Origin of the sequence: Pseudonocardia sp. ICBG162 (assembly GCF_020496225.1) — a bacterium.
Taxonomy (GTDB): Bacteria; Actinomycetota; Actinomycetes; order Mycobacteriales; family Pseudonocardiaceae; genus Pseudonocardia; species Pseudonocardia alni.
The window spans coordinates 693446-713611 of the sequence record NZ_JAHLJD010000013.1; the positions used below are offsets into that span (position 1 = coordinate 693446).

At 75.1% G+C, this 20166-nt stretch carries 19 protein-coding genes and 1 pseudogene; 12 read left to right on the plus strand and 8 right to left on the minus strand.

Going from position 1 to position 20166, the window contains the following annotated elements; all coding sequences use genetic code 11:
- Positions 1-80 precede the first annotated feature (80 nt).
- From KPL60_RS06590 to KPL60_RS06615, 6 genes are all read left to right on the plus strand, one after another.
- Complete coding sequence (locus KPL60_RS06590) at positions 81-410, plus strand: hypothetical protein (protein WP_226356999.1); 330 nt, start codon at positions 81-83, stop codon at positions 408-410.
- A gap of 46 nt (positions 411-456) precedes the next feature.
- Positions 457-852 (plus strand): hypothetical protein, encoded by a 396-nt coding sequence (locus KPL60_RS06595; RefSeq protein WP_226365236.1) that lies wholly within the window; start codon positions 457-459, stop codon positions 850-852.
- A gap of 215 nt (positions 853-1067) precedes the next feature.
- Complete coding sequence (locus KPL60_RS06600) at positions 1068-2186, plus strand: polyprenyl synthetase family protein (RefSeq protein ID WP_226356997.1); 1119 nt, start codon at positions 1068-1070, stop codon at positions 2184-2186.
- Positions 2187-2326: 140 nt separating this feature from the next.
- Entirely contained in the window at positions 2327-3028 is a 702-nt protein-coding gene (locus KPL60_RS06605; protein ID WP_226366042.1) for a class I SAM-dependent methyltransferase, read from the plus strand.
- A complete protein-coding gene (locus KPL60_RS06610) occupies positions 3025-4632 on the plus strand; it encodes an FAD-dependent oxidoreductase (protein WP_226365237.1) in 1608 nt (535 codons plus the stop codon). The genes KPL60_RS06605 and KPL60_RS06610 overlap by 4 nt, the downstream gene beginning before the upstream one ends.
- A gap of 23 nt (positions 4633-4655) precedes the next feature.
- On the plus strand, positions 4656-5663 hold the full coding sequence (locus KPL60_RS06615) for a DUF5914 domain-containing protein (protein ID WP_226365238.1): 1008 nt from the start codon (positions 4656-4658) through the stop codon (positions 5661-5663).
- 5 nt (positions 5664-5668) lie between these two features.
- On the opposite strand, the gene KPL60_RS06620 is transcribed toward KPL60_RS06615, so the two are convergent.
- From KPL60_RS06620 to KPL60_RS06640, 5 genes are all read right to left on the minus strand, one after another.
- A complete protein-coding gene (locus KPL60_RS06620) occupies positions 5669-6955 on the minus strand; it encodes an MFS transporter (protein ID WP_226356993.1) in 1287 nt (428 codons plus the stop codon).
- 109 nt (positions 6956-7064) lie between these two features.
- Positions 7065-8258 carry a M20 family metallopeptidase gene (locus KPL60_RS06625; protein ID WP_226366043.1) on the minus strand — a complete coding sequence of 398 codons (1194 nt, stop codon included), beginning with the start codon at positions 8256-8258 and terminating at the stop codon, positions 7065-7067.
- Positions 8259-8320: 62 nt separating this feature from the next.
- A complete protein-coding gene (locus KPL60_RS06630) occupies positions 8321-9325 on the minus strand; it encodes a 1-aminocyclopropane-1-carboxylate deaminase (protein ID WP_226365239.1) in 1005 nt (334 codons plus the stop codon).
- Between the two features lie 51 nt (positions 9326-9376).
- Positions 9377-10018, minus strand: a complete 642-nt coding sequence (locus KPL60_RS06635) for a GntR family transcriptional regulator (RefSeq protein WP_226365240.1) — start codon at positions 10016-10018, stop codon at positions 9377-9379.
- A 785-nt stretch (positions 10019-10803) separates the two neighbouring features.
- Complete coding sequence (locus tag KPL60_RS06640; RefSeq protein ID WP_226365241.1) at positions 10804-11835, minus strand: AraC family transcriptional regulator; 1032 nt, start codon at positions 11833-11835, stop codon at positions 10804-10806.
- A 118-nt stretch (positions 11836-11953) separates the two neighbouring features.
- Between KPL60_RS06640 and KPL60_RS06645 the strand changes: the two genes are divergently transcribed.
- The 3 genes from KPL60_RS06645 to KPL60_RS06655 are packed head-to-tail and all read left to right on the plus strand — an operon-like array spanning position 11954 to position 15281.
- Positions 11954-13537: an NAD(P)/FAD-dependent oxidoreductase gene (locus KPL60_RS06645; RefSeq protein WP_226365242.1), complete on the plus strand. Its 1584-nt coding sequence runs from the start codon at positions 11954-11956 to the stop codon at positions 13535-13537.
- On the plus strand, positions 13537-14397 hold the full coding sequence (locus tag KPL60_RS06650) for an SDR family oxidoreductase (protein ID WP_226365243.1): 861 nt from the start codon (positions 13537-13539) through the stop codon (positions 14395-14397). Before KPL60_RS06645 ends, KPL60_RS06650 begins: the two co-directional genes overlap by 1 nt.
- Positions 14394-15281, plus strand: a complete 888-nt coding sequence (locus tag KPL60_RS06655; RefSeq protein ID WP_226356987.1) for an alpha/beta fold hydrolase — start codon at positions 14394-14396, stop codon at positions 15279-15281. The genes KPL60_RS06650 and KPL60_RS06655 overlap by 4 nt, the downstream gene beginning before the upstream one ends.
- Here KPL60_RS06655 and KPL60_RS06660 read toward each other — a convergent pair.
- Positions 15218-15637, minus strand: coding sequence for an SRPBCC family protein (locus KPL60_RS06660; protein WP_208825606.1), 420 nt, complete (start codon positions 15635-15637; stop codon positions 15218-15220). The genes KPL60_RS06655 and KPL60_RS06660 overlap by 64 nt on opposite strands.
- A gap of 69 nt (positions 15638-15706) precedes the next feature.
- Here KPL60_RS06660 and KPL60_RS06665 point away from each other — a divergent pair, with 69 nt between their 5' ends.
- Together KPL60_RS06665 and mtnA are read left to right on the plus strand one after the other, a co-directional pair.
- On the plus strand, positions 15707-17059 hold the full coding sequence (locus tag KPL60_RS06665; protein WP_226365244.1) for a sorbosone dehydrogenase family protein: 1353 nt from the start codon (positions 15707-15709) through the stop codon (positions 17057-17059).
- Positions 17060-17163: 104 nt separating this feature from the next.
- Positions 17164-18219 carry an S-methyl-5-thioribose-1-phosphate isomerase gene (gene mtnA / locus KPL60_RS06670; RefSeq protein WP_226365245.1) on the plus strand — a complete coding sequence of 352 codons (1056 nt, stop codon included), beginning with the start codon at positions 17164-17166 and terminating at the stop codon, positions 18217-18219.
- On the opposite strand, the pseudogene KPL60_RS06675 reads toward mtnA, so the two are convergent.
- Positions 18137-18758 (minus strand): annotated as a pseudogene (locus KPL60_RS06675) (class II aldolase/adducin family protein). The gene mtnA and the pseudogene KPL60_RS06675 overlap by 83 nt on opposite strands.
- Before the next feature lie 244 nt (positions 18759-19002).
- Between KPL60_RS06675 and KPL60_RS06680 the strand changes: the two are divergent.
- Positions 19003-19305, plus strand: coding sequence for a hypothetical protein (locus KPL60_RS06680; RefSeq protein WP_226365246.1), 303 nt, complete (start codon positions 19003-19005; stop codon positions 19303-19305).
- A gap of 7 nt (positions 19306-19312) precedes the next feature.
- Here KPL60_RS06680 and KPL60_RS06685 read toward each other — a convergent pair whose 3' ends face one another.
- Positions 19313-20161: an HPP family protein gene (locus KPL60_RS06685; RefSeq protein ID WP_226365247.1), complete on the minus strand. Its 849-nt coding sequence runs from the start codon at positions 20159-20161 to the stop codon at positions 19313-19315.
- Between the last annotated feature and the right edge of the window lie 5 nt (positions 20162-20166).

Below are 20166 nucleotides of genomic sequence, written 5' to 3' on the forward strand. Positions count from 1 at the left end.
GGACGACCGCCGGACGAACCGGAGCGCCCACCCGTCCCACCCCGGGTTGCGCACCTGCGGCACCCGGGGATGATCACCGCGTGCTCTACATCGGACCGGTGGAGATCCCCGGGTCGGACGACCACGAGGGGTTCGTCAGCGCGGACACCGCCGACGGCCGCGCGACGGGGATCTGGACCGACGCGCGCCGCGCCCCGGCCGTCGCCTACCGCGCGGCCTGCGAGTGCGGCTGGCGCGACGACGTGCCGTTCGTGCCGGACCGGCTCGGCCACTCCGCGGCGCTGCGCGCGTTCGTGGACCACCACTTCACCCCGGTCACCGGCTCCCCCGCGCTCGACCCGGCGCGGCACTTCCTCCCGGCCTGGGCCGCCGTCGTCGTCGCGCGCGAGCTCGCGCCCGCGATGGCCTGAACGCCCGGTTCGTGCACCTGCGGCCGGTTGTCGGCAGACTGCGAGGATGTCCGCCCCACACCGCCACGCGGCCCCCGACGTCACCCGCTCCACCCCCGTCCTGGTCCTGCGGATGCTCGCGACCGCGTCCGTCGTCGTCCTGGCCTGGCAGTTCGTGACCGCCGCCGGCCTGTTCACCGGCGGCGACGTCGGCCCGCACGGCACCGGCGCGATCGTGCTGCACGTCGTCACCGGGCTCGCCGCGGCGGCCGCGGTGTGGCTCCGCGTCGTCACCGCCGGTGCGTGGTGGCCGTCGGTCCTCGCCGTGGCGGTCTTCGCGTTCACCTTCGTCCAGGCGTGGTTCGGCGACATCCCGGGCCTGATCGTGCACGTGCCCGGGGCGATGGCACTCGTCGCCGGGTCGGTGTGGCTGGCCGCCTGGTCGTTCCTCCGGGCCGGCTGACCGGCCCGGACGGCCGGTGACGTGGGTCACCCGAACCACGTGGCCGCTCCGTCCGAACCCGACCGGGGCGGTCCGTCCGATTCGGCGCGCGCGATCACGACACCCCCCATACCCTCGACAGGACCCGGCCCGGCGGTGCCCTCGGCCCCCGACCGGGTCCGGACGCCGACGTCCGGCCGCTCACCACCCCAGGCGACCCGACGGGAGGCCGCGCGATGTTCGTGGAGACCGGGCAGGACCGGCGGCTCGAGCACGTCCCCACCCACCCGGACTGGGTCGCGGAGATCCGCGGCCGGGTCCGGGCCCACGTCGACGAGACCGTGCGGCTCCGGTGCGCCGAGCACGTGCACTCGATGCGCGGTGCGGACTTCGTCGCCGGGGTCCTGAGCGACTTCGTCGGCCGCGGCAAGTACCTGCGGTCGATGTTCGGATACCTGGGCTGGCGGGCCGCCGCCCCGGACTCCCCCGCCGCGCTGGCGGCCGTGTCCGGGCTGGAGCTGCTGCACGCCTTCGCCCTGCTCCAGGACGACGTCATGGACCGCTCGCAGCTGCGCCGCGGCCGGCCGACGGTGCATGTACAGCTCGCCTCCTGGCACCGCGGCCAGGGCATGTCCGGCTGCCCGGACCGGTTCGGCGAGTCCGGCGCGGTGCTGCTGGGCGACCTGTGCCTGGTGTGGGCCGAGCAGGCGATGCGCGAGAGCGGGCTGCCGCGTGCGGTGCTCGACCGCGGCTGGCCGCGCTACGACGAGATGCGCTCGGAGCTGGCCGTCGGACAGTTCGCCGACCTGCTCAACGAGGCCCGCCGCGTCCCCACCCTCGACGAGGTGATGGACGTGCTGCGCCGCAAGTCCGGCAACTACACCGTCCGGCGCCCGCTGGAGCTCGGCGCCGCGATGGCCGGGGCCGGACCGGAGCTGCTGGCGGCGCTCGGCGACTACGGGACGATGGTCGGCGAGGCCTTCCAGATGCGCGACGACGTGCTGGGCGTGTTCGGCACCGACGCCACCGGCAAGTCCGCGGGCGACGACCTGGCCGAGCGCAAGGCCACCAGCCTGGTCGTGCTGGCCCGCGAGGTCGCCGGACCGGCCACCCGGGGCGCCCTCGACGCGCTGCTGCACGGCTCCGACGAGGCCGACGGCCCGGTCGACGTCGCCGCGGCGCGGGTGGCGATCGAGTCGACCGGGGCCCGCCGCCGCATCGAGGAGCTCATCGCCACCCGGGTTCAGGGTGCGCTGCGGCTCGTCGACGGCGCGGTCGCCGACGGGGTGCTCGGCGACGACGTCGCCGCGGTGCTGCGCGCGATGGCCGTGCGCTGCGCCGACCGGGTCTCCTGACCGGGCTCACCCCCGCGAGTGGCTGCGGTGCAACAGGATGCGACCCGACGCGCCGTGCGACGCCGGCGGTCCTAGGCTCGCGGACATGGCCGACCGTCCCGTCCCGTCCCACCCGCCCCGGAACCGTCGGCCGCGGCGGCCTGCCCCGCGAGCAGGTCCCGTCGCACTTCGACGACGGCGCGGCCGACTACGACCGCCTGGTGGGGATGAACCCCGGCTACCACGACCACCTGCGCGCGTCCGCGGCCCGGATGCGGCTCCCCCGTGACGGGGCCGGGCTGCGTCTGCTCGACGCGGGCTGCGGCACCGGAGCCTCCACCGCGGCACTGCTCGGGGTCGCCCCGCGCGCCGAGATCGTCGCCGTCGACGCCTCGGCCGGGATGCTCGAGCGCGCCCGCACCAAGCCGTGGCCGGCGTCGGTGCGGTTCGTGCACTCCACCGCCGAGACCCTCGCCGAGAACGGGGTCGAGGGCCCGTTCGACGGGATCCTCGCCGCCTACCTGCTGCGCAACCTCGACGACCCGGACGCCCAGCTGCGCCGCTTCCACGACCTGCTGCGCCCGGGCGGGGTGCTCGCGCTGCACGAGTACTCGGTCGCCGACTCCCCCCGCGCCCGGCTGTCCTGGCACGCGGTCTGCTGGGGGATCATCGTGCCGCTCGGCCGGATGACGACCGGCGAGACCGCGCTGTACCGGCACCTGTGGCGCAGCGTGAACACCTTCGACGGCATCGGCCGCCTGCGCGACCGCGTGCGCGCCGCCGGGTTCGACGCCGTGCACTCCGAGACCATGACCGGCTGGCAGAACGGCGTCGTGCACACCGTGCTCGGGACGCGGTCGTGACCGCCCGCCCGACCGACCCGCGCCGCGTCCGCCACGAGCCCGCCGGTGGCCTCGGCGACGCCGGGCAGCTGGGGCGGCGGCCGCGGGCGGTCGTCGTCGGGGGCGGGATCGCCGGGCTGGCCGCGGCGACCGGGCTGGCCGAGCGCGGCGTCGTCGTCGAGGTGCTGGAGCGTGAGCCCTACCTGGGCGGGCGGGTCGGTGGCTGGTCGGAGACGCTGCCCGACGGCACGCCGGTGTCGATGAGCCGCGGCTTCCACGCCTTCTTCCGGCAGTACTACAACCTGCGCGCGCTGCTGCGCCGCGGCGACCCCGGGCTGGAGCGGCTGGTGCCGCTGGAGGACTACCCGCTCGTCGACGCGCAGGGGCGCCGGGACACCTTCCGCGGGCTGCCGCGCACGCCCCCGTGGAACGCCGTGCTGTTCGCGCTGCGCAGCCCCACGTTCCGCCCGTCGGACCTGCTGCGGCTCGACGCCCGCGCCGCCGCGCCGCTGGCCGCGGTCAGCGTGCCCGGCATCTACGAGGCGATCGACCACGTCGACGCGCAGAGCTTCGTCGAGTCGATCAACTTCCCGCCCGCGGCCCGGCACCTGGCGTTCGAGGTGTTCTCCCGCAGCTTCTTCGCGCCGCCCTCGACGATGTCGGCCGCCGAGCTCGCGACGATGTTCCACATCTACTTCCTCGGCTCCTCCGAGGGCCTGATGTTCGACGTGCCCGACGCGGGCTTCGACACCGCGCTGTGGGAGCCGCTGCGCCACTACCTGACCACCCGCGGCGTCACGTTCCGGACCGGGGTCGAGGTGTCCTCGGTGGAACGGTCCCCGGTGGACGGTGTCGGCAGTGGACGGTTCCACGTGAATCATCGCGGCGGCGGCAGCGAGGCGGACGCGGTCGTGCTGGCCACGGACGTGCGGGGGCTGCGCGACATCGTCGCCGCCTCCCCCGGCCTGGGCGACCCCGCGTCGGCCGTCGACGGGCCGGACGTGCTCGCCCGCTGGCGCGACGACGTCGCCGCGCTGGGCAGTGCCCCGCCGTTCCTCGTGCAGCGGCTCTGGCTCGACCGGCCCGTCGACGCGACCCGGCCGCCGTTCCTCGGCACCGGCGGGCTCGACCCGCTCGACAACATCTCCGTGCTGGACCGCTACGAGCGCGACGCCGCGGGCTGGGCGGACCGGCACGGCGGGTCCGTCGTGGAGCTGCACGCCTACTCCGCGGCCCCGCCCCCGGGCGTCGACGACGACACCTGGACCGCCGACCTGCGCCGGCGCTCGGTCGCCCGGCTGCACGAGCTCTACCCGGAGACCGCGGGCGCCGGGGTGGTCGGCGAGCTGGTGCAGTGGCGGGCGGACTGCCCGATGTTCGGGGTCGGCGACTTCGCGCGGCGGCCCACCGTCGCCACCCCCGTCGACGGCCTGGTGCTGGCCGGCGACGGCATCCGGATCGACCTGCCGGTCGCGCTCATGGAGCGTGCCGCGAGCACCGGCTGGCAGGCGGCGAACCGGCTGCTCGCCGGCTGGGGCCTGGCCGGCCACCCCCTCGAGACCGTCCCCACCAGCGGCCGCCTCGGTCCGCTGCGGCGCGCCGCCGAGTACGCGATGCGCACCTGACACCCGTCGAAGGACACCACGTCATGACCCTGCTCTCCCGTCTCACCGCGAACTGGCCGTCCCACTGGCCGCTGCAGCCGCTGCCGTCGCAGAAGTGGGCGGCCCAGAAGCCCACCTACGCCGGCGCGGACCCGAAGCTGATCTCGGCCGCGCTGGAGCGGGCGCAGGCGCGCCCGTCGGGGAACTGGTTCGTGGTCGCCGCGAGCCGGGAGATCCGCGGCGACCGGCCGCTCGGCGTGCGCATCGGCGGGGTCGAGCTCGTCGCGTGGCGGGAGGAGGACGGGACGGTCCGCGTGGGTCCCGGCGCCTGCCCGCACCTCGGTGCGCCGATGGCGCTGGCGGCCGTCGACTGCGGCGAGCTGGTGTGCCGCTGGCACGGGCTGCGCCTGGGCGCCCGGTCCGGCCCCGGCTGGGCGGTGCACCCGGTCCACGACGACGGGGTGCTCGTCTGGACCCGGCTCGACGACGTCGGCGGTGAGGAGCCGACCGACGCCCCGGTCGTCCCGGCCCGCCCGGCCGGCGCGGTCCTCGACGCCGTGACCACCCTGACCGGGGTGTGCGAGCCCGAGGACATCGTCGCCAACCGGCTCGACCCGTGGCACGGCGCCTGGTTCCACCCGTACTCGTTCCAGAAGCTGACGGTGGACTCCGCGCCCGCCGTCACCGACGTCGCCGAGTCCGACGACCGCTTCCTGGTCACCGTCACCTTCAAGGTCGGGCCGGGGCTCGGCGTCCCGGTGCGGGCGGAGTTCGTGTGCCCGGAGCCGCGGACGGTGGTGATGCGCATCGTCGAGGGCGAGGGCGTCGGCTCGGTCGTCGAGACCCACGCGACCCCGCGCGGTACCGACCGCGACGGGCGGCCGCGGACCGCGGTGATCGAGGCCGTCGTCGCCGGGTCGGACCGGCCCGGGTTCTCCGTGGCCTCGAAGCTCGCCCCGGCGATCCGCCCGGCGATGGCCGCGGCCGCCACCCGGCTGTGGCGCGACGACCTCGACTACGCCGAGCGCCGCTACGCGCTGCGCGCCCGGTAGGACCGTCAGCGCTGGGCGAAGCGGCGCCGGGCCACGGTGACGGCCAGCACCGAGACGACCGCCACCGACACCATGAAGTACGCCGGTGAGACCGGCGACCCCGTCGTCTCGAGCAGGGTCGTGAACACCAGCGGTGCGGTGCCGCCGAACAGCAGGACGCCGACGTTGTAGGCGATCGACATCCCGGTGACCCGCACGTTCGTCGGGAACAGCGAGCTGAGCAGGGCGGGCAGCGGCGCGAAGTAGAACGCCAGGACCAGACCCAGGACGGCCTGGAACAGCGTCAGCCCGAGCACGCTGGGCCGGTCGCTCAGCAGCGCGAACATGGGGACGAACAGCACCGCGCCGCAGACGCCCGCGGCGCCCATGATGGGGGTGCAGCCGACCCGGTCGGCGAGGCCCCCGATGAGCGGGGCGGCCACGAGCACCGTGGCGCCACCGATCGCACCCCCGATGTAGGCCGCGTAGCTCGGCAGCCCGAGGTTCGCGATCGCGAAGGTGGGCATGTAGAGCAGCAGGTACATGCTGACCGTGCCGAGCCCGACGCAGCCCGCGGCGGTGACGATCCGCAGCCGGTTGCTGCGCAGCGTCTCGCGGATCGGGGACTTGACGGTCTCGGCCGCCCGGAACTCCGGGGTGTCGTCCATCCGCAGCCGGATGTACAGCCCGACCGGGCCGATCAGCAGGCCGACCGCGAACGCGGTCCGCCATCCCCCGGAGTAGAGCTGCTCCTCGCTCAGCCCCGTGGTGAGCAGCAGCCCGACGACGGCGGCGAGCAGCAGCGCCGCACCCTGGGTGGCGGACTGCCAGCTCGCGTAGAACGCCTTGCCGCGGCGGGCGTTCTCGGTGACGAACGCGGTGGCCGAGCCGAACTCGCCGCCCGCGGAGAAGCCCTGCAGCAGGCGGGCGCCGAGCACGAGCACGGCGGCGCCGACCCCGATCTGTGCGTGCGTGGGCGCGAGCGTCAGCACCAGCGTGCCCACGAACATCAGCACGATGGTCAGGTTCAGCGCGGCCTTGCGCCCGCGGCGGTCACCGATGTTGCCGATGACGACGGCGCCGATCGGACGGATGACGTAGGAGATCGCGAACGTGCCGAAGGTCAGCAGCAGCGCGACGAACTCGCTCTCCGCGGGGAAGAACAGGGCGCTGATCACGACCGCGAAGTAGCTGTAGATCATGATGTCGTACCACTCGAGGGCGTTGCCGATCGAGGCGGCGACGACGGCGCGGCGGGACGTGCGCCGGTCCGCGCCCGGGATGACGGTGGACCTGTCGTCGAGGCTGGCCATGGACGATCACTCCTCGTGCCGGAGGGACGGTGGTGGTCGTGCGTCATGACCGGTCGACGGGCCGTGGTCGGTCCCCTCGTCGACCGGGGTGGTGCTGCGCCGCACCGGGTCAGGTGCGGGCGCGGTCCGGGCGGCCGGTGGACCGCCGCAGCGCGAGCGCGGCGAGCAGCGCCGCTCCGTCCGGGAGGACGTCGTCGGAGAACTGCGCGTGCGCCGAGTGGTTGTAGGAGGCCGCCTCCGCGGGGAGCGCGGCCGGCCGGGCCCCGAGTGCCGCGAAGCAGCCGGGGACGTGCTGGAGGACCTTCGAGAAGTCCTCCGAGCAGGCGAGCGGGTTCGCCAGGTGCCGGAACCGGTCCGGGCCGAACTCGGTGGCCACCGTGGCCGCGAGCAGGGCGGCCTCGTCCGGGTCGTTCTCGGTGACCGGGTAGAGGGTGACGACCTCGACGTCGGCCCGGACCCCGTGCGCGGTGGCGATCCCGCGGGCGAGCTCGTCGACCAGGGCCAGGCAGCGGTCGCGGGTGGCCGCGGAGAACGTGCGCAGCGTGGCCTCCAGGCGCGCGGTCTCCGGCACGACGTTGGCCTTGGTGCCGGCGTGCAGCGACCCGACGGTGAGCACGACCGGGTCGAACACGTCGAACCGGCGGGTCACCATGGTCTGCAGCGCGGTCACCAGCTCCGCGACGGCCGGGACGGGGTCCGCCGCGAGGTGCGGCATCGACCCGTGCCCGCCGCGCCCGGTGATCGTCACGTGCACCTCGTCGGTGGCCGACATCAACGTCCCGGGCCGGGTCGCGAACTCCCCCGGCTCGAGGTCGGCGGAGAACACGTGCAGCCCGTAGGCGGCGGTGACCGGGCGGCCCGCGGCGTCGAGGACCCCCTCGTCGATCATGTGCCGGGCGCCGTCGAAGTTCTCCTCGCCGGGCTGGAACATGAGCACGACGTCGCCGGCGAGCTCGTCGCGGCGGTCGGCGAGCAGCCGGGCCGCCCCGACGAGCATCGCGGTGTGCAGGTCGTGCCCGCAGGCGTGCATCACCCCGTCGGTGCGGAACCGGTAGGCGACGTCGATCTCCTCGTGCACCGGGAGGGCGTCCATGTCGGCCCGCAGCAGCACCACGGGGGCGTCGTCGTCGGAGTGGGTGCCGCGCAGGACGGCGGTGACCGAGGTGCACGAGGAGCCCTGCCGGATCTCCAGCGGGAGCCCGTCGAGCGCGTCGAGCACCTTCTGCCGGGTGCGGGGCAGCTCCAGGCCGATCTCGGGGTCGGCGTGCAGCTCGTGGCGGAGGGTCACCAGGCCGTCGCGCATCCGCCGGGCCGCCCGCAGCGTCGTGCCGCCCACGGTGCTCACGGTGTCGGTCACGGCGGCGCTCAGAACGCGCCGGCGTAGGCGTTGAGCGCCGGCTGCCCGCCGAGGTGGGCGTAGAGCACGGTCGAGTCCGGCCCGATCTCGCCGGAGCGGACCAGGTCGATCAGCCCGGCCATCGACTTCCCCTCGTACACCGGGTCGATGATCATGCCTTCGAGCTCGCCGGTGAGCCGGATCGCGTCGATCGTGGACTGCACGGGGATGCCGTAGAGGTCGCCGGCCCAGCCCTCCAGCACCGAGATCTCGTCGGCGCGCAGCTCGCGGTCCAGCCCGACGAGCTTCGCGGTGCTGCGGGCGATCCGCTCGACCTGGTCGCGGGTCTTCTCGATCGTCGCGGAGGCGTCGATGCCGATCACCCGGCGCGGCCGGTCCTGCTCGGCGAAGCCGGCGATCATCCCCGCGTGGGTGGACCCGGTGACCGAGCAGACGACGATCGTGTCGAAGAAGACGCCCAGCTCGGCCTCCTGCTGTGCGACCTCCCGGGCCCAGTTGGCGAAGCCCAGCCCGCCCAGCGGGTGCTCGGAGGCGCCGGCCGGGATGCCGTAGGGCGTGCCGCCCGCGGCCCGGACCTCCTCCATGGCCCGCTCCCAGGAGTCGCGGATGCCGATGTCGAACCCGGCCGGGTCCAGCCGCACGTCGGCGCCCATGATCCGGGACAGCAGGATGTTGCCGACCTTGTCGTTGACCGCGTCCGGCCAGTCGACCCACTTCTCCTGCACCAGCCGGGCCTTGAGCCCGAGCTTCGCCGCGACGGCGGCGACCTGGCGGGTGTGGTTGGACTGGTAGCCGCCGATCGAGACGAGCGTGTCGGCACCGGCGGCGAGTGCGTCGGGGACGATGTACTCGAGCTTGCGGGTCTTGTTGCCGCCGTAGGCCAGCCCGGAGTTGCAGTCCTCGCGCTTGGCCCAGATCGAGGCCCCGCCGAGGTGGGCGGTCATCCGGTCCAGCGGGTGGACCGGGCTCGGGCCGAACAGCAGCGGGTGGCGCGCGAAGTCGTCCAGTGACACGTCGGTCTCCTGACCTGGTCGGGGTGGGTGGGCTCCGGGTGCCGCGTCCGCTCAGGGACGCAGCGTCAGCCAGTTGTCGCGGTTCGCGCGGGCGGCGCCCTCGGCGTCCCCCGCGCGGGCGAGCTCGACGATCCCGGCGTGCTGGGCGACCGAGGACCGGCCGGTCAGCGACGCGAACCGGGACCGCTCCATCCGCCGCAGCAGCGGCGTGACGTCGTCGAGCACGCTGGTGACCCGCCGGTTGCCGCACCGGAGGACCAGCACGCCGTGGAACGCGTCGTCGGCGGCGATCGCCGCGTCGACCTGACCGGCGGCCAGCGCCGCGGCGAAGTCGTCGTTGGCCGCGACCATCGCGTCGAGGTCGGCCGGGGTCAGCACGGGCACCGCCTCGCGGGCGGCGAGCTCGTGCATCGCGGCCGCCACCGCCTGCGCCTCGACGGTGGCGCGCACGTCGAGCGCGCTCACCGTGGTCGAGCTGCCGGGGCGGACGCTGACCAGCCCGATCTGCTCGAGCCGGGCGATCGCCTCGCGCACCGGGGTGCGGGAGACGCCGAGCCACTCGCACAGCTCGGCGTCGTTGAGGCGCTCCCCCGGTTCGAGCGTGCCGTCGACGATCGCCGCACGCAGCGTCCGGAACGCCTGGTCGCGCAACAGCATGCGGTCGGTTCTGGCGGCACGGGACGGGATGGGCATGGCTCGACGGTATCCGATATTTCGGATGTAGGTAAGAGTCATTCTGGATGTGAGTTGCTGTCCGGGGCATCGGGGCGGGTGGGGGCAGGGCCGGGGCGGCGGATCGGGCCGGGCGGAGCCGGGGCGGAACGATCATGATCAGTTTCTCGGAACGGATCGGTGCCACATACGGCACCGATCCGCTCTCTCGTAGCGATCTTGGAGCTGTCCGGACCCGAATCGTCCGCGGCCCAGGGCCCGGCGGGAACGGACCGCTCACCAGGCCTGCCGAGGTGGGGACAGCGCGGCGAAGCCCGGGACGGGGACCGGACAGGGATCGCCGGCCTGACTGCCAGGCGAGCCGGGCGTTCGGACCGGGACGGACGAGCCTGGCGGGGCCGGGCGGTCGGACGGGGCCGAGTAGGGCCGGCGGCCCCGTGAGCCGGACCGGACGCGCACATCATGATCGGCGCCACGGAAGGGATCGGTGCCAGATACGGCACCGATCCCTTCCCGTACGACGATCATGGGCCACGCCCACCCTGGAGCGTCCACGAAACGCGCAGCGGGTCGCGGACGCGGACCGCGCGACGGACATCGTCGCGCACAGGGACCGCAGAGCGGATGCAGGCGGCTGCGGACCGGGCTCGGGACGGGTGCTGGCAGGGACTCAGACCCGGCCGGACCGACGGACGCGGGCAAGGCAGGCGGGACCGACGGACGCGCCGGGACCGGCGGAAGCGGCGGAACCGGCGGAAGCGGCGGAACCGGCGGAAGCGGCGGAACCGGCGGAACCGGCGGAGCCGTCAACCCACCGGCAGCCCGGCCGGCCCGGCCTTGCGCAGCTCCCGCGGGGGCGTCCCGAACCACCGCCGCGACGCGCGGGACAGCGCCGACTGCTCCGCCAGCCCGATCATCGCCGCGACCTGGGTGAACGGCAGGTCGGTCCGCAGGATCAGGCGCTCGGCGGTGTCCCGGCGGGCGTCGTCGACGACCTGCTCGAACGTCGCCCCCTCCCCCGCGAGGTGACGCTGCAGCGTGCGGGGATGCACCCGCAGGAGCCGGGCGACGGAGCCGATCCGCACCGGCCCCGACCCCAGCGACCGGTCGACGGCGGCCCGCACCCGGTCGGTGACGGTGCGCCCGGGCCGGTCGAAATGGGTCTCCAGGTACTCGATGGCGATGGCGCGCACGGTCTCGTCGCCGCCGGCCAGCGGGCGTCGCACGAGGTCGGCGGGCACGCGCAGCACGGCGGCGGGCCGGTCGAAGCGGACCTCGGCGCCGAAGAACTCGCGGAAGCGGTCGGCGTCGGCGGGAGCGGGGTGCGGCAGGTGCACCGACCGCAGCCCGTAGGGCCCGCCCGACAGCAGCCCGACGATCCGGTGCAGCACCCCCACACCCAGGTCGGCGGCCTGCGGCGGGAGCGGGTCGGTGCTGCCGTACTCCAGCCCGGTCACCCCGGCGACGCCCTCCGGGTCGGCGACGGCGCCGATCGTCAGCGCCGGGCTGTGCACGTAGAGGTAGCGCGAGGCGCAGTCGAGCGCGTCGCCGAGGGTCGCCGAGTTCTGGACGGCGACGGCGAGCGGCCCGAGGATCTCCGGGCCCTGCCGCTGCGCGAGGCGCAGGCCCAGGTCGCCGCACCCGAGCTCGGCGGCCGCGGTCTCCAGCACCCGGGCCACCGACCGGGTCGGGACCAGCGCATCCGGGTCGACCCCCTCGACGGCGTCGATCGGGATGCGGAACCGTGCGAACAGCTCCGCTCCGTCGCCGCCCAGCTCGCCGACGAGTGCGACGAGCCCCCGCAACGCCCTCGCCCGGGTGAGTGATCCGGTGCCCATGTCGTACGAGGGTAAGTTGTTGTCGCGCCAGGTCAAGTTACTCCGGGTAGGTTTGGGGCAGACTGGATCTCGGTCAACAGAGGTAGTCAGCGCGGACGCGCCCGATGAGGAGGACCACATGACGCAGGCCGGCACGACGCCCGCTCCGGACAGCACCGCCGTCGAGCACCGCGACGTGATCATCGTCGGGGCCGGGCTCTCCGGCATCGGCGCCGCGGCCCGGCTGCACCAGGAGCTGCCCGGCAAGGACTACGCGATCCTCGAGGGTCGCGAGAACATCGGCGGCACCTGGGACCTGTTCCGCTACCCGGGCATCCGCTCGGACTCGGACATGTTCACCCTGGCCTACCCGTTCCGGCCGTGGCGCGAGCCGAAGTCGATCGCCGACGGCGCCGACATCCGCCGCTACATCACCGAGACCGCCCGCGAGTACGGCGTGACCGAGCGGATCCGCTTCGGCACGAAGGTCGTGGGTGCGTCCTGGGACTCGGCCACCGCGCGCTGGACGGTGGAGACCACCACCGCGCAGGGCCCGAAGCGCTACACCTGCTCGTTCCTGTTCATGTGCTCGGGCTACTACGACTACGACAAGGGCTTCCAGCCGGAGTTCCCGGGCCGGGAGGACTTCGCCGGCACCTGGGTGCACCCGCAGTTCTGGCCGGAGGACCTCGACTACACCGGCAAGAAGGTCGTCGTCATCGGGTCCGGCGCCACCGCCGTCACGCTGATCCCGTCGCTGGCCGCGAAGGCCGGGCACGTCACGATGCTGCAGCGCTCGCCGTCGTACCTGACGGTGCTGCCCAGCAAGGACCCGGTCGCCGACCAGCTGCGCCGCTTTCTGCCCGCCACGGTCGCGCACGCCATCCTGCGTCTGCAGTACGTGACGCTGACCCAGGCGTTCTACCAGCTCGCGCGGCGCCGCCCGGAGCGCGTGAAGAAGGTGCTGCGCGGCCTCGCGCTGAAGTTCCTCAAGGACGAGTCCTACGTGGACAAGCACTTCACCCCGAGCTACGACCCGTGGGACCAGCGCCTGTGCGTCATCCCCGAGGGCGACTTCTACAAGTCGATCAACCGGGGTGACGCCTCGGTGGTCACCGACCACATCGAGCGGATCACCGAGAAGGGCATCCGGCTGCGGTCGGGCGAGGAGCTGGAGGCCGACGTGATCGTCTCGGCGACCGGCCTGTCGCTGAGCCCGCTGGGCGGCATCACGATCCACGTCGACGGCGAGCAGGTCGACATCGGCAAGACCGTCACCTACCGCGGCCTGATGCTGTCGGGCCTGCCGAACCTGGCGTTCTGCATCGGTTACATCAACGCGTCCTGGACGCTGCGCGCCGACCTCGTCGCCCGCTACGTGCCGAAGCTGCTCGCGCTGATGGACCGCGAGCGGATCGCCGTCGCCACGCCGGCGCCGACCGCGTCCCCGGACCGGCCGCTGCTCGACATCGAGTCGAACTACGTGAAGCGCTCGGAGCACCTGTTCCCGCGCCAGGGCCGCAAGGACCCGTGGCGGCTGCACCAGAACTTCTTCCTCGACGCCGTCGGGCTCGGCCGCGCCGACCTCAAGCGGGACATGATCCTCACCCCCGCCTCGGCGCTGGGTGCCCGTGACGCCCGCGTCCCCACCCCGACCGCGTCCGGCATCGCCGCCGACACCGTCGCCGCCCCGGCGACCGCACAGCAGGAGGTGGCCTCCTGATGGCCCGCTCACCATTCCGCTTCGCCGAGGGCACCGCCGTCGTCACCGGTGCCGCCGGTGGCATGGGCGAGCACGTGGCCCGCCTGCTCGCCGAGCGCGGCAGCGACCTGGTGCTCCTCGACCGCGACGGCGACCGGCTCGACACCGTCGCGTCGGCGATCCGCGCGAAGCACCCCGGCCTGTCGGTGACCACCGAGACCGTCGACCTGGCCGACCGCGACGCCGTCGACGCCCTGTCGACCCGGATCCTCGCCGGTCACCCGGAGATCCGGCTGCTGGTCAACAACGCCGGCGTCGCGCTCGGCGGGGACTTCGCCCGGCTGACCCTCGACGAGTTCGACTGGGTCATGAACGTCAACTTCCGCGCCCCGGTGCGGCTGACCCACGCCCTGCTGCCCGCGCTGACCGCGCGGCCCGGCGCGCACGTGGTCAACGTGTCCAGCCTGTTCGGGCTGATCGCCCCGCCCGGGCAGTCGGCGTACTCGTCGTCGAAGTTCGCGATCCGCGGCTTCTCCGAAGCACTGCGCGCCGAGCTCGCCCAGGTCGGCGCCACCGTCACCACGGTGCACCCGGGCGGCATCCGGACCGGGATCGCCGCCGGCGCCCGGGTCGGGGTCAACATCCCGGCCGAGGAGGCCGAGCGCGGCAAGAAGGACTTCGAGAAGCTGCTGACCTTCCCCGCGGAGAAGGCCGCCGAGCTGATCGTCGACGCGATCGCGAAGCGCCGCCCGCGGCTGCTCATCGGGATCAGCGCGAAGGTCCCGGACCTGCTGGCCCGGCTCGCCCCGGCGAACAGCATCCGGATCTTCGCGAAGCTGGTGGGCGCCTCGGGGAACGCGAAGGCGGCGCGCACGCGATGACCCTCCCGCAGACCCGCTTCGTCGACGTCGGCGGCACCCGGATCCGGGTCCGCGAGTCCGGCGACCCCGCCGGTGAGCCGGTCCTGCTGCTGCACGGGATCGGCCGCAGCCTGGAGGACTGGGACCCGCAGCACGAGTTCCTGTCCCGGTACCGGGTGGTCGCGCTCGACCTGGCCGGGTTCGGCCACTCCGACCGGGTGCCCGGCCCGGCGACGCTGGAGAAGCTCGCCGACACCGCGCTCGCCACCCTCGACGCGCTCGGGGAGACCCGGCCGGCGCACGTCATGGGCAACTCGCTCGGCGGCGCCGTCGCGCTGCTGATCTCCACCCGGCACCCCGAGCGGGTCGTCTCGCTGGTGTTGGCCGACCCCGCCGGGTTCGGTGCCGAGGTGACCCCGGCGCTGCGGGTCATCGGGGTGCCGCTGCTGGGCCGGTTCCTGCTGGGCCACCTGGACGCCACGGCGGCGCGACGCTCGGAGCGGTCCCTGTTCGTCGACGGCTCCCTGGTCACCGACGAGCGGGTCGCCCGCGCCGTGGAGATCGCGCGGCGGCCGGAGTTCGCACTGACCTTCGCCGAGGTCGCGGCCGAGCTGGGCACCGTCCGCGGGGTCCGGCCGGGCTGGCGGCGCGCGTTGCTCGACGCGTTCGCCCGCGCCCCGAAGCCGACGCTGGTCGTGTGGGGTGAGCGGGACCTGATCCTGCCCGCGGCCCAGCTGCGCGCGGCGGGCCGTCTCCCGCAGGTCACGACGCACGTGTTCGGCCGGGTCGGGCACATGCCCCAGATCGAGGTGCCCGGCGCGTTCGCGACGCTGGCCTGCGATCACCTCGCCCGGGCGGGGCGGCGGACCAGCATCTCCAGCGACAGCCGCGCCGGCACCAGGTAGGGCAGGACCACGGCGGGCGGGCCGTGCACGGTCAGCCAGGTCCGGGTACCGGCCCCGGACGGCCGCACGCCGTGGTCCAGGCTCAGCCGCACCCGGTTCAGCGGGGAGGCACTGGCGCCGAGGGCGACGTCCCAGGCCCAGGTGCGGGCGCGCTCGTCGACCTCGGTGACGGCGAAGGACACCGTGACGCCGAGCGGGCCGCGTACCTGCCCGGTCACGCCGGGGCGGATCCGGTCCGCCGCGGTGTCGACGCCGAGGATGTAGGGCGCCCACTCCGGCCAGCGGGCGGGCACGGCGTAGCGCTCCCAGACCTCGTCGGCGGGTTGCGGGCCGCGGGCGTGCAGTGTCAGGCGCATCGACGACGATCCTGGCGGCTGCGCGCCCCCGCCGCGCGACGGGCCGGTACCGGCCGTAGCGTCGGGTTCATGCGGATCGCCCCCTGGCTGGCCGCCCTGGTCACGCTCCCCCTGCTCGCCGCCTGCGGCACCGGCCCCAACCCGGTGACCAACGCGCTGTCCGGCGCCGAGGCCCCGGTCGCCGCGGCGGGCGCGGGCCTGGTGCCGGTCACGGTGTCGGTGCCGCCCGGGGCCGCGACCGCCCCGTTCGACGAGCCCCGCGAGGCGCTCGTCCCGGCCGGGTGGACGGTGTCGGTGTTCGCCCGCGTCCCGAACGCCCGGCTGGCCGTCTGGACCCCGGACGGCGAGCTGCTCGTCTCGGTGCCCGACGACGGCCGGGTGCTGGCGCTGCCGCGCACCGGTGAGCAGCGGCCGTTGCTCGACGGGCTCACCCAGCCGCACGGGCTCGCGTTCTCCCCGGACGGCGGCACCCTCTACGTCGCCGAGTCGAACCAGGTGTCGGCGTACGCCTGGGCGCGCGGCGCGGCGACCGGGCGGCGGGTCGTCGTCCCCGGCCTGCCCGACGCCAACTCCCCCGACCTGCGCGGCGCCTACGGCCACGAGCTGAAGTCGGTCACCGTCGGCCCGGACGGCGCGGTCTACGTCTCGGTCGGGTCGACCGGCAACATCTCGGTCGCCGACCGGGACGCCACTCCCCCGCGCGCGTCGATCCTGCGGATGCCGCCCACCGGAGGGCCCGCCGCGCCGTTCGCCACCGGGGTCCGCAACGGCACCGGGCTGGCCACCGCGCCCGACGGGTCGGTCTGGACCGCGGTCAACGGCCGCGACAACGTGCCCTACCCCTACGACCGGCCCTACGGCGACGCCGGTGGCTCGTCGTTCGGGAAGGTCGTCGACGGCTACGTCACCGACCACCCGGCCGAGCCGCTGGCCCGCCTCACCCCGGGCCGCGAGCTGGGCTGGCCGTTCTGCAACCCGGACCCGGACACCGACCCGGGTGTCGCCGGGTCCGCGCAGGACTTCGCCGACGTCGGCCTGGTCGCCGACGCCGAGCTCAACCCCGGCGGGCGCGCGATGGACTGTGCGGCGCTGGCCCCGGTGGAGCAGTCGTTCCCGGCGCACTCGGCGCCGCTGGGACTGTCGTTCACCGAGGGGGTGCTGCCAGCGCCGTACGCGGCCGGGGCGCTGGCCGGGGTGCACGGCTCCTGGAACGCGGACCCGCCGCGGGCCCCGGAGGTGTCGTTCTTCCCGTGGCGCGACGGGACGCTCGGTGCGCAGCAGACGCTGGTCGGCGGGTTCCAGGACCCGTCGGGGTCGCGCTGGGGCAGGCCGGTCGCGGCCGTCGCCGGGCCGGACGGCGCGGTCTACGTCACCGACGACGACGCCGGCGCGGTCTACCGGGTGGCCCCGCCCGGACGGTGAGCGCCCGCCCGTGACCGGGGCCGCAGTCGGCCCGGCCGCCCGCGGTGCCGGGGTAGGTTCACCCCGGTCGCCCGAGGACGGGTGACCGGGAAGGGTACGGGGCGATGCGGATCGTGGACTGGGCCGGCGACGACGAGGGCGGCCCGGCGGTGGTCCTGCTCGACCAGCGCGCGCTGCCCGGCGCGACCGAGCACCTGTACCTGCGCACCGTCGACGAGCTGATCGAGGCGATCCGGTCGCTGGCCGTGCGCGGTGCCCCGAGCCTGGGCATCACCGGCGCCTTCGGGGTCGCGCTGGCCGCGCACCTGCACGGGACGGCGACGCCGGTCGCCGTCGCCGCGGTGCGGGCCGCGGCCGAGCGGATCGCCGTCGCCCGGCCCACCGCCGTCCCGCTGGGGCTGGGGGTGGCGCAGGCCCTGGAGGCGCTCGACGGCGGCCCGCCCGCGGTGCTCGCGCAGGCCCGCGCCGTCGCCGCGGAGGCCGCCCGGGTCAACGCCGCGGCGACCGGCCGGGCCGCGGACCTGGCACAGCAGCTGTGCCCGGACCGCCCGCTGCGGGCGCTGACGGTGTGCAACACCGGCCCGCTGGCCACCGGCGACGGCGGCACCGCGCTGGGGGCGGTCCTGCGCCTGCACGAGCGCGGCGCGCTGGCCGAGGTGCTGGCGTGCGAGACGCGCCCGCTGCTGCAGGGCGCGCGGCTGACCGTCTGGGAGCTCGCCGCGGCCGGGGCGCCGCACCGGCTGTGCGTCGACTCGGCCGGTCCCGCGGCGATCGCGTCCGGGCTGGTCGACGCGGTGTTCGTCGGTGCCGACCGGATCGCGGCCAACGGCGACGTCGCGAACAAGATCGGGACCTACATGCTGGCCTGCGCCGCGGCCCGGTCCGGGATCCCGTTCGTGGTGGTCGCGCCGGAGGAGACGATCGACCCGCACACCCCGACCGGGGCCGACATCGTCGTCGAGCAGCGGGAGGCCGAGGAGGTCCGCGAGCACGGCGGCACCCTGCTCACCCTGCCCGGGACCCCGGTCTACAACCCGGCGTTCGACGTGACGCCGTTCGACCTGGTGACCGCGATCGTCACCGAGGAGCGGGCGTGGGGACCGGGCTCGTCGCCCGCACCTTCGCCCGCTGGGCCGCGAACCGCCCTCGCACCGCACTGATCTCGGCGTCGGGCAGCAGCCGCGGCTCGCCGACGGCGCGGGCGCGCAGCCAGACGTCGCAGAGCCACTCCAGCTGGCGGGCGCCGTCGTAGGCGGCGCCGAGGGTGTCGCCGAGCACCAGCGTGCCGTGGTTGCCGAGGACGACGGCGGTGGACTCCCCCAGCGCCGCGAGCGCGTTCACGACCAGCTCACGGCTGCCGAACGGCGCGTACTCCGACACCCGCACGCCGTCGCCGAACATCGCGAGCTGGTAGTGCACGGCCGGGACGTGGTCGGACAGCGTCGACAGCGCGACCGCCGCCGGGGAGTGCGTGTGGACCACCGCGACGGTGCCGGGCCGGGCCTGCGCGGCCACGTGCAGCCCGAGCTCGCTGGTCGGCTCCCGGGTGCCGTCGACGACGGTGCCCTCCGCGTCGACGAGCACGACGTCCGCGGCGGTCATCGTCTCGTAGTCCACACCGGACGGGGTGACCGATCAGGTCCCCGGTGCGCAGCGACAGGTTCCCCGAGGTGCCGACGACGAGTCCGTCGCGGACCATCCGGCGGGACCACGTGCAGAGCAGCTCGCGGGCGGGGGTGTGGTCGTGGGGCACCCGGGCAGGATCCCACGCCCACCCGACCGGGGGTCACACCTCCGGGTCGACCCGTGCCCGTCGGGGCGCGCCGGGTGCCGCCGGGGCCGCAGGATCGTGCCACCGCGGACGCCGGGCTCGGCCGGGACGTCACGCGGAGGGCGGTAGGACCCCGACCGCGCCGGCCCCCGGCGCAGGAAGCGAGCACATCGTGAGGACCGCCCTGCGTGCCGCCACCACCGCGGCGGGCGCCGTCGCCGCCGCACTCGCCCTGGCCGCCGTCACCGCCGGGACGGCGTCGGCGCAGCCCGCGCCGCCCGCCGAGCCGCCGCTGAGCCCCGCCGACCAGGCCGCCCAGTTCGCCTGCCTGCAGAAGTACCTGGACTTCGGGACGCTGCCGGGGCAGTCGCTGGAGGACCCGGTGGCGTTCTCGCTGCTGGTCGCGAAGGCCGCCCAGGAGTGCGACGCGGTCCGGGCACCGGCCGCTCCCGCCGCCCCGCTCCCGGGGGCCTGACCGCGGGTCAGAGCAGGTCGCTGCGGCTGAGCACCCCGACCAGCACGTCCTCGGCGTCGACGACCGGGACGACCCGGAACCCGCGCCGGGACAACAGGTCCTCGGCGTCGGTGAGCGGGTCGCCCGGGTGCACGACCTCGACGTCGCGGGTCATCACCTCCGAGACGGTGCGGGCCCGCAGCCGCCGGCCGCCGTCCAGGGAGCCGTGCATGAGGTCGGCCTCGGAGACGATGCCCAGCAGGTGGTCGCGGTCGTCGACGACCGGGACCGCGGTGAACCGGTAGGACAGCAGGACCTCGGCGGTCTCGTCGAGGGCCAGCTCCGGCGGGATCGCGACCAGCCCGCCGTCGGTCATCACGTCCGCGACCCGCAGCGACGACGTCGGGCGGCCGCCGATCCGGCCCGCCCCGCGCGGCGCCATCGCCTCCGGCAGCGGCGCCACCGGCACGACACCGCCGATCCGGCGGGCGGTGCGGCGCAGCCGCCCCCCGGAGTGCCGGTGCCGCAGCAGGTCGCTGCGGGTGATCACACCGACCAGGATGCCCTTGTCGACGACGGGCACCAGCCGCAGCTCGCCGTAGACCCGCATGCGGTGCGCGACGATGGAGATGTTCGTCGTCGGGAGCACCGACACGACCTGCTCGGTCATCGCGTCGCCCACGACGGCGTGCGGGTCGTCGCGGTGGCGCAGCACGTCGACCAGGGAGATCACCCCGACCAGGGAGAACCGCCGGTCGACCACGGGCAGGGCGGAGAACCGGGACTCGGCCATCCGCTCCTGCGCCCGCGCCAGCGGAGCGTCCGCCCAGATCGTGACGACGCGTTCGGTCATGACATCGCGGGCACGCACCACCATGGACG

Coding starts and splice junctions, on each gene's coding strand:
- KPL60_RS06595 (WP_226365236.1), top strand. CDS start 457: ATGTCCGCCCCACACCGCCACGCGGCCCCCGACGTCACCCGCTCCACC.
- KPL60_RS06600 (WP_226356997.1), top strand. CDS start 1,068: ATGTTCGTGGAGACCGGGCAGGACCGGCGGCTCGAGCACGTCCCCACC.
- KPL60_RS06615 (WP_226365238.1), top strand. CDS start 4,656: ATGACCCTGCTCTCCCGTCTCACCGCGAACTGGCCGTCCCACTGGCCG.
- KPL60_RS06620 (WP_226356993.1), bottom strand. CDS start 6,955: ATGGCCAGCCTCGACGACAGGTCCACCGTCATCCCGGGCGCGGACCGG.
- KPL60_RS06625 (WP_226366043.1), bottom strand. CDS start 8,258: ATGCGCGACGGCCTGGTGACCCTCCGCCACGAGCTGCACGCCGACCCC.
- KPL60_RS06635 (WP_226365240.1), bottom strand. CDS start 10,018: ATGCCCATCCCGTCCCGTGCCGCCAGAACCGACCGCATGCTGTTGCGC.
- KPL60_RS06640 (WP_226365241.1), bottom strand. CDS start 11,835: ATGGGCACCGGATCACTCACCCGGGCGAGGGCGTTGCGGGGGCTCGTC.
- KPL60_RS06645 (WP_226365242.1), top strand. CDS start 11,954: ATGACGCAGGCCGGCACGACGCCCGCTCCGGACAGCACCGCCGTCGAG.
- KPL60_RS06650 (WP_226365243.1), top strand. CDS start 13,537: ATGGCCCGCTCACCATTCCGCTTCGCCGAGGGCACCGCCGTCGTCACC.
- KPL60_RS06655 (WP_226356987.1), top strand. CDS start 14,394: ATGACCCTCCCGCAGACCCGCTTCGTCGACGTCGGCGGCACCCGGATC.
- KPL60_RS06660 (WP_208825606.1), bottom strand. CDS start 15,637: ATGCGCCTGACACTGCACGCCCGCGGCCCGCAACCCGCCGACGAGGTC.
- KPL60_RS06665 (WP_226365244.1), top strand. CDS start 15,707: ATGCGGATCGCCCCCTGGCTGGCCGCCCTGGTCACGCTCCCCCTGCTC.
- mtnA (WP_226365245.1), top strand. CDS start 17,164: ATGCGGATCGTGGACTGGGCCGGCGACGACGAGGGCGGCCCGGCGGTG.
- KPL60_RS06685 (WP_226365247.1), bottom strand. CDS start 20,161: ATGGTGGTGCGTGCCCGCGATGTCATGACCGAACGCGTCGTCACGATC.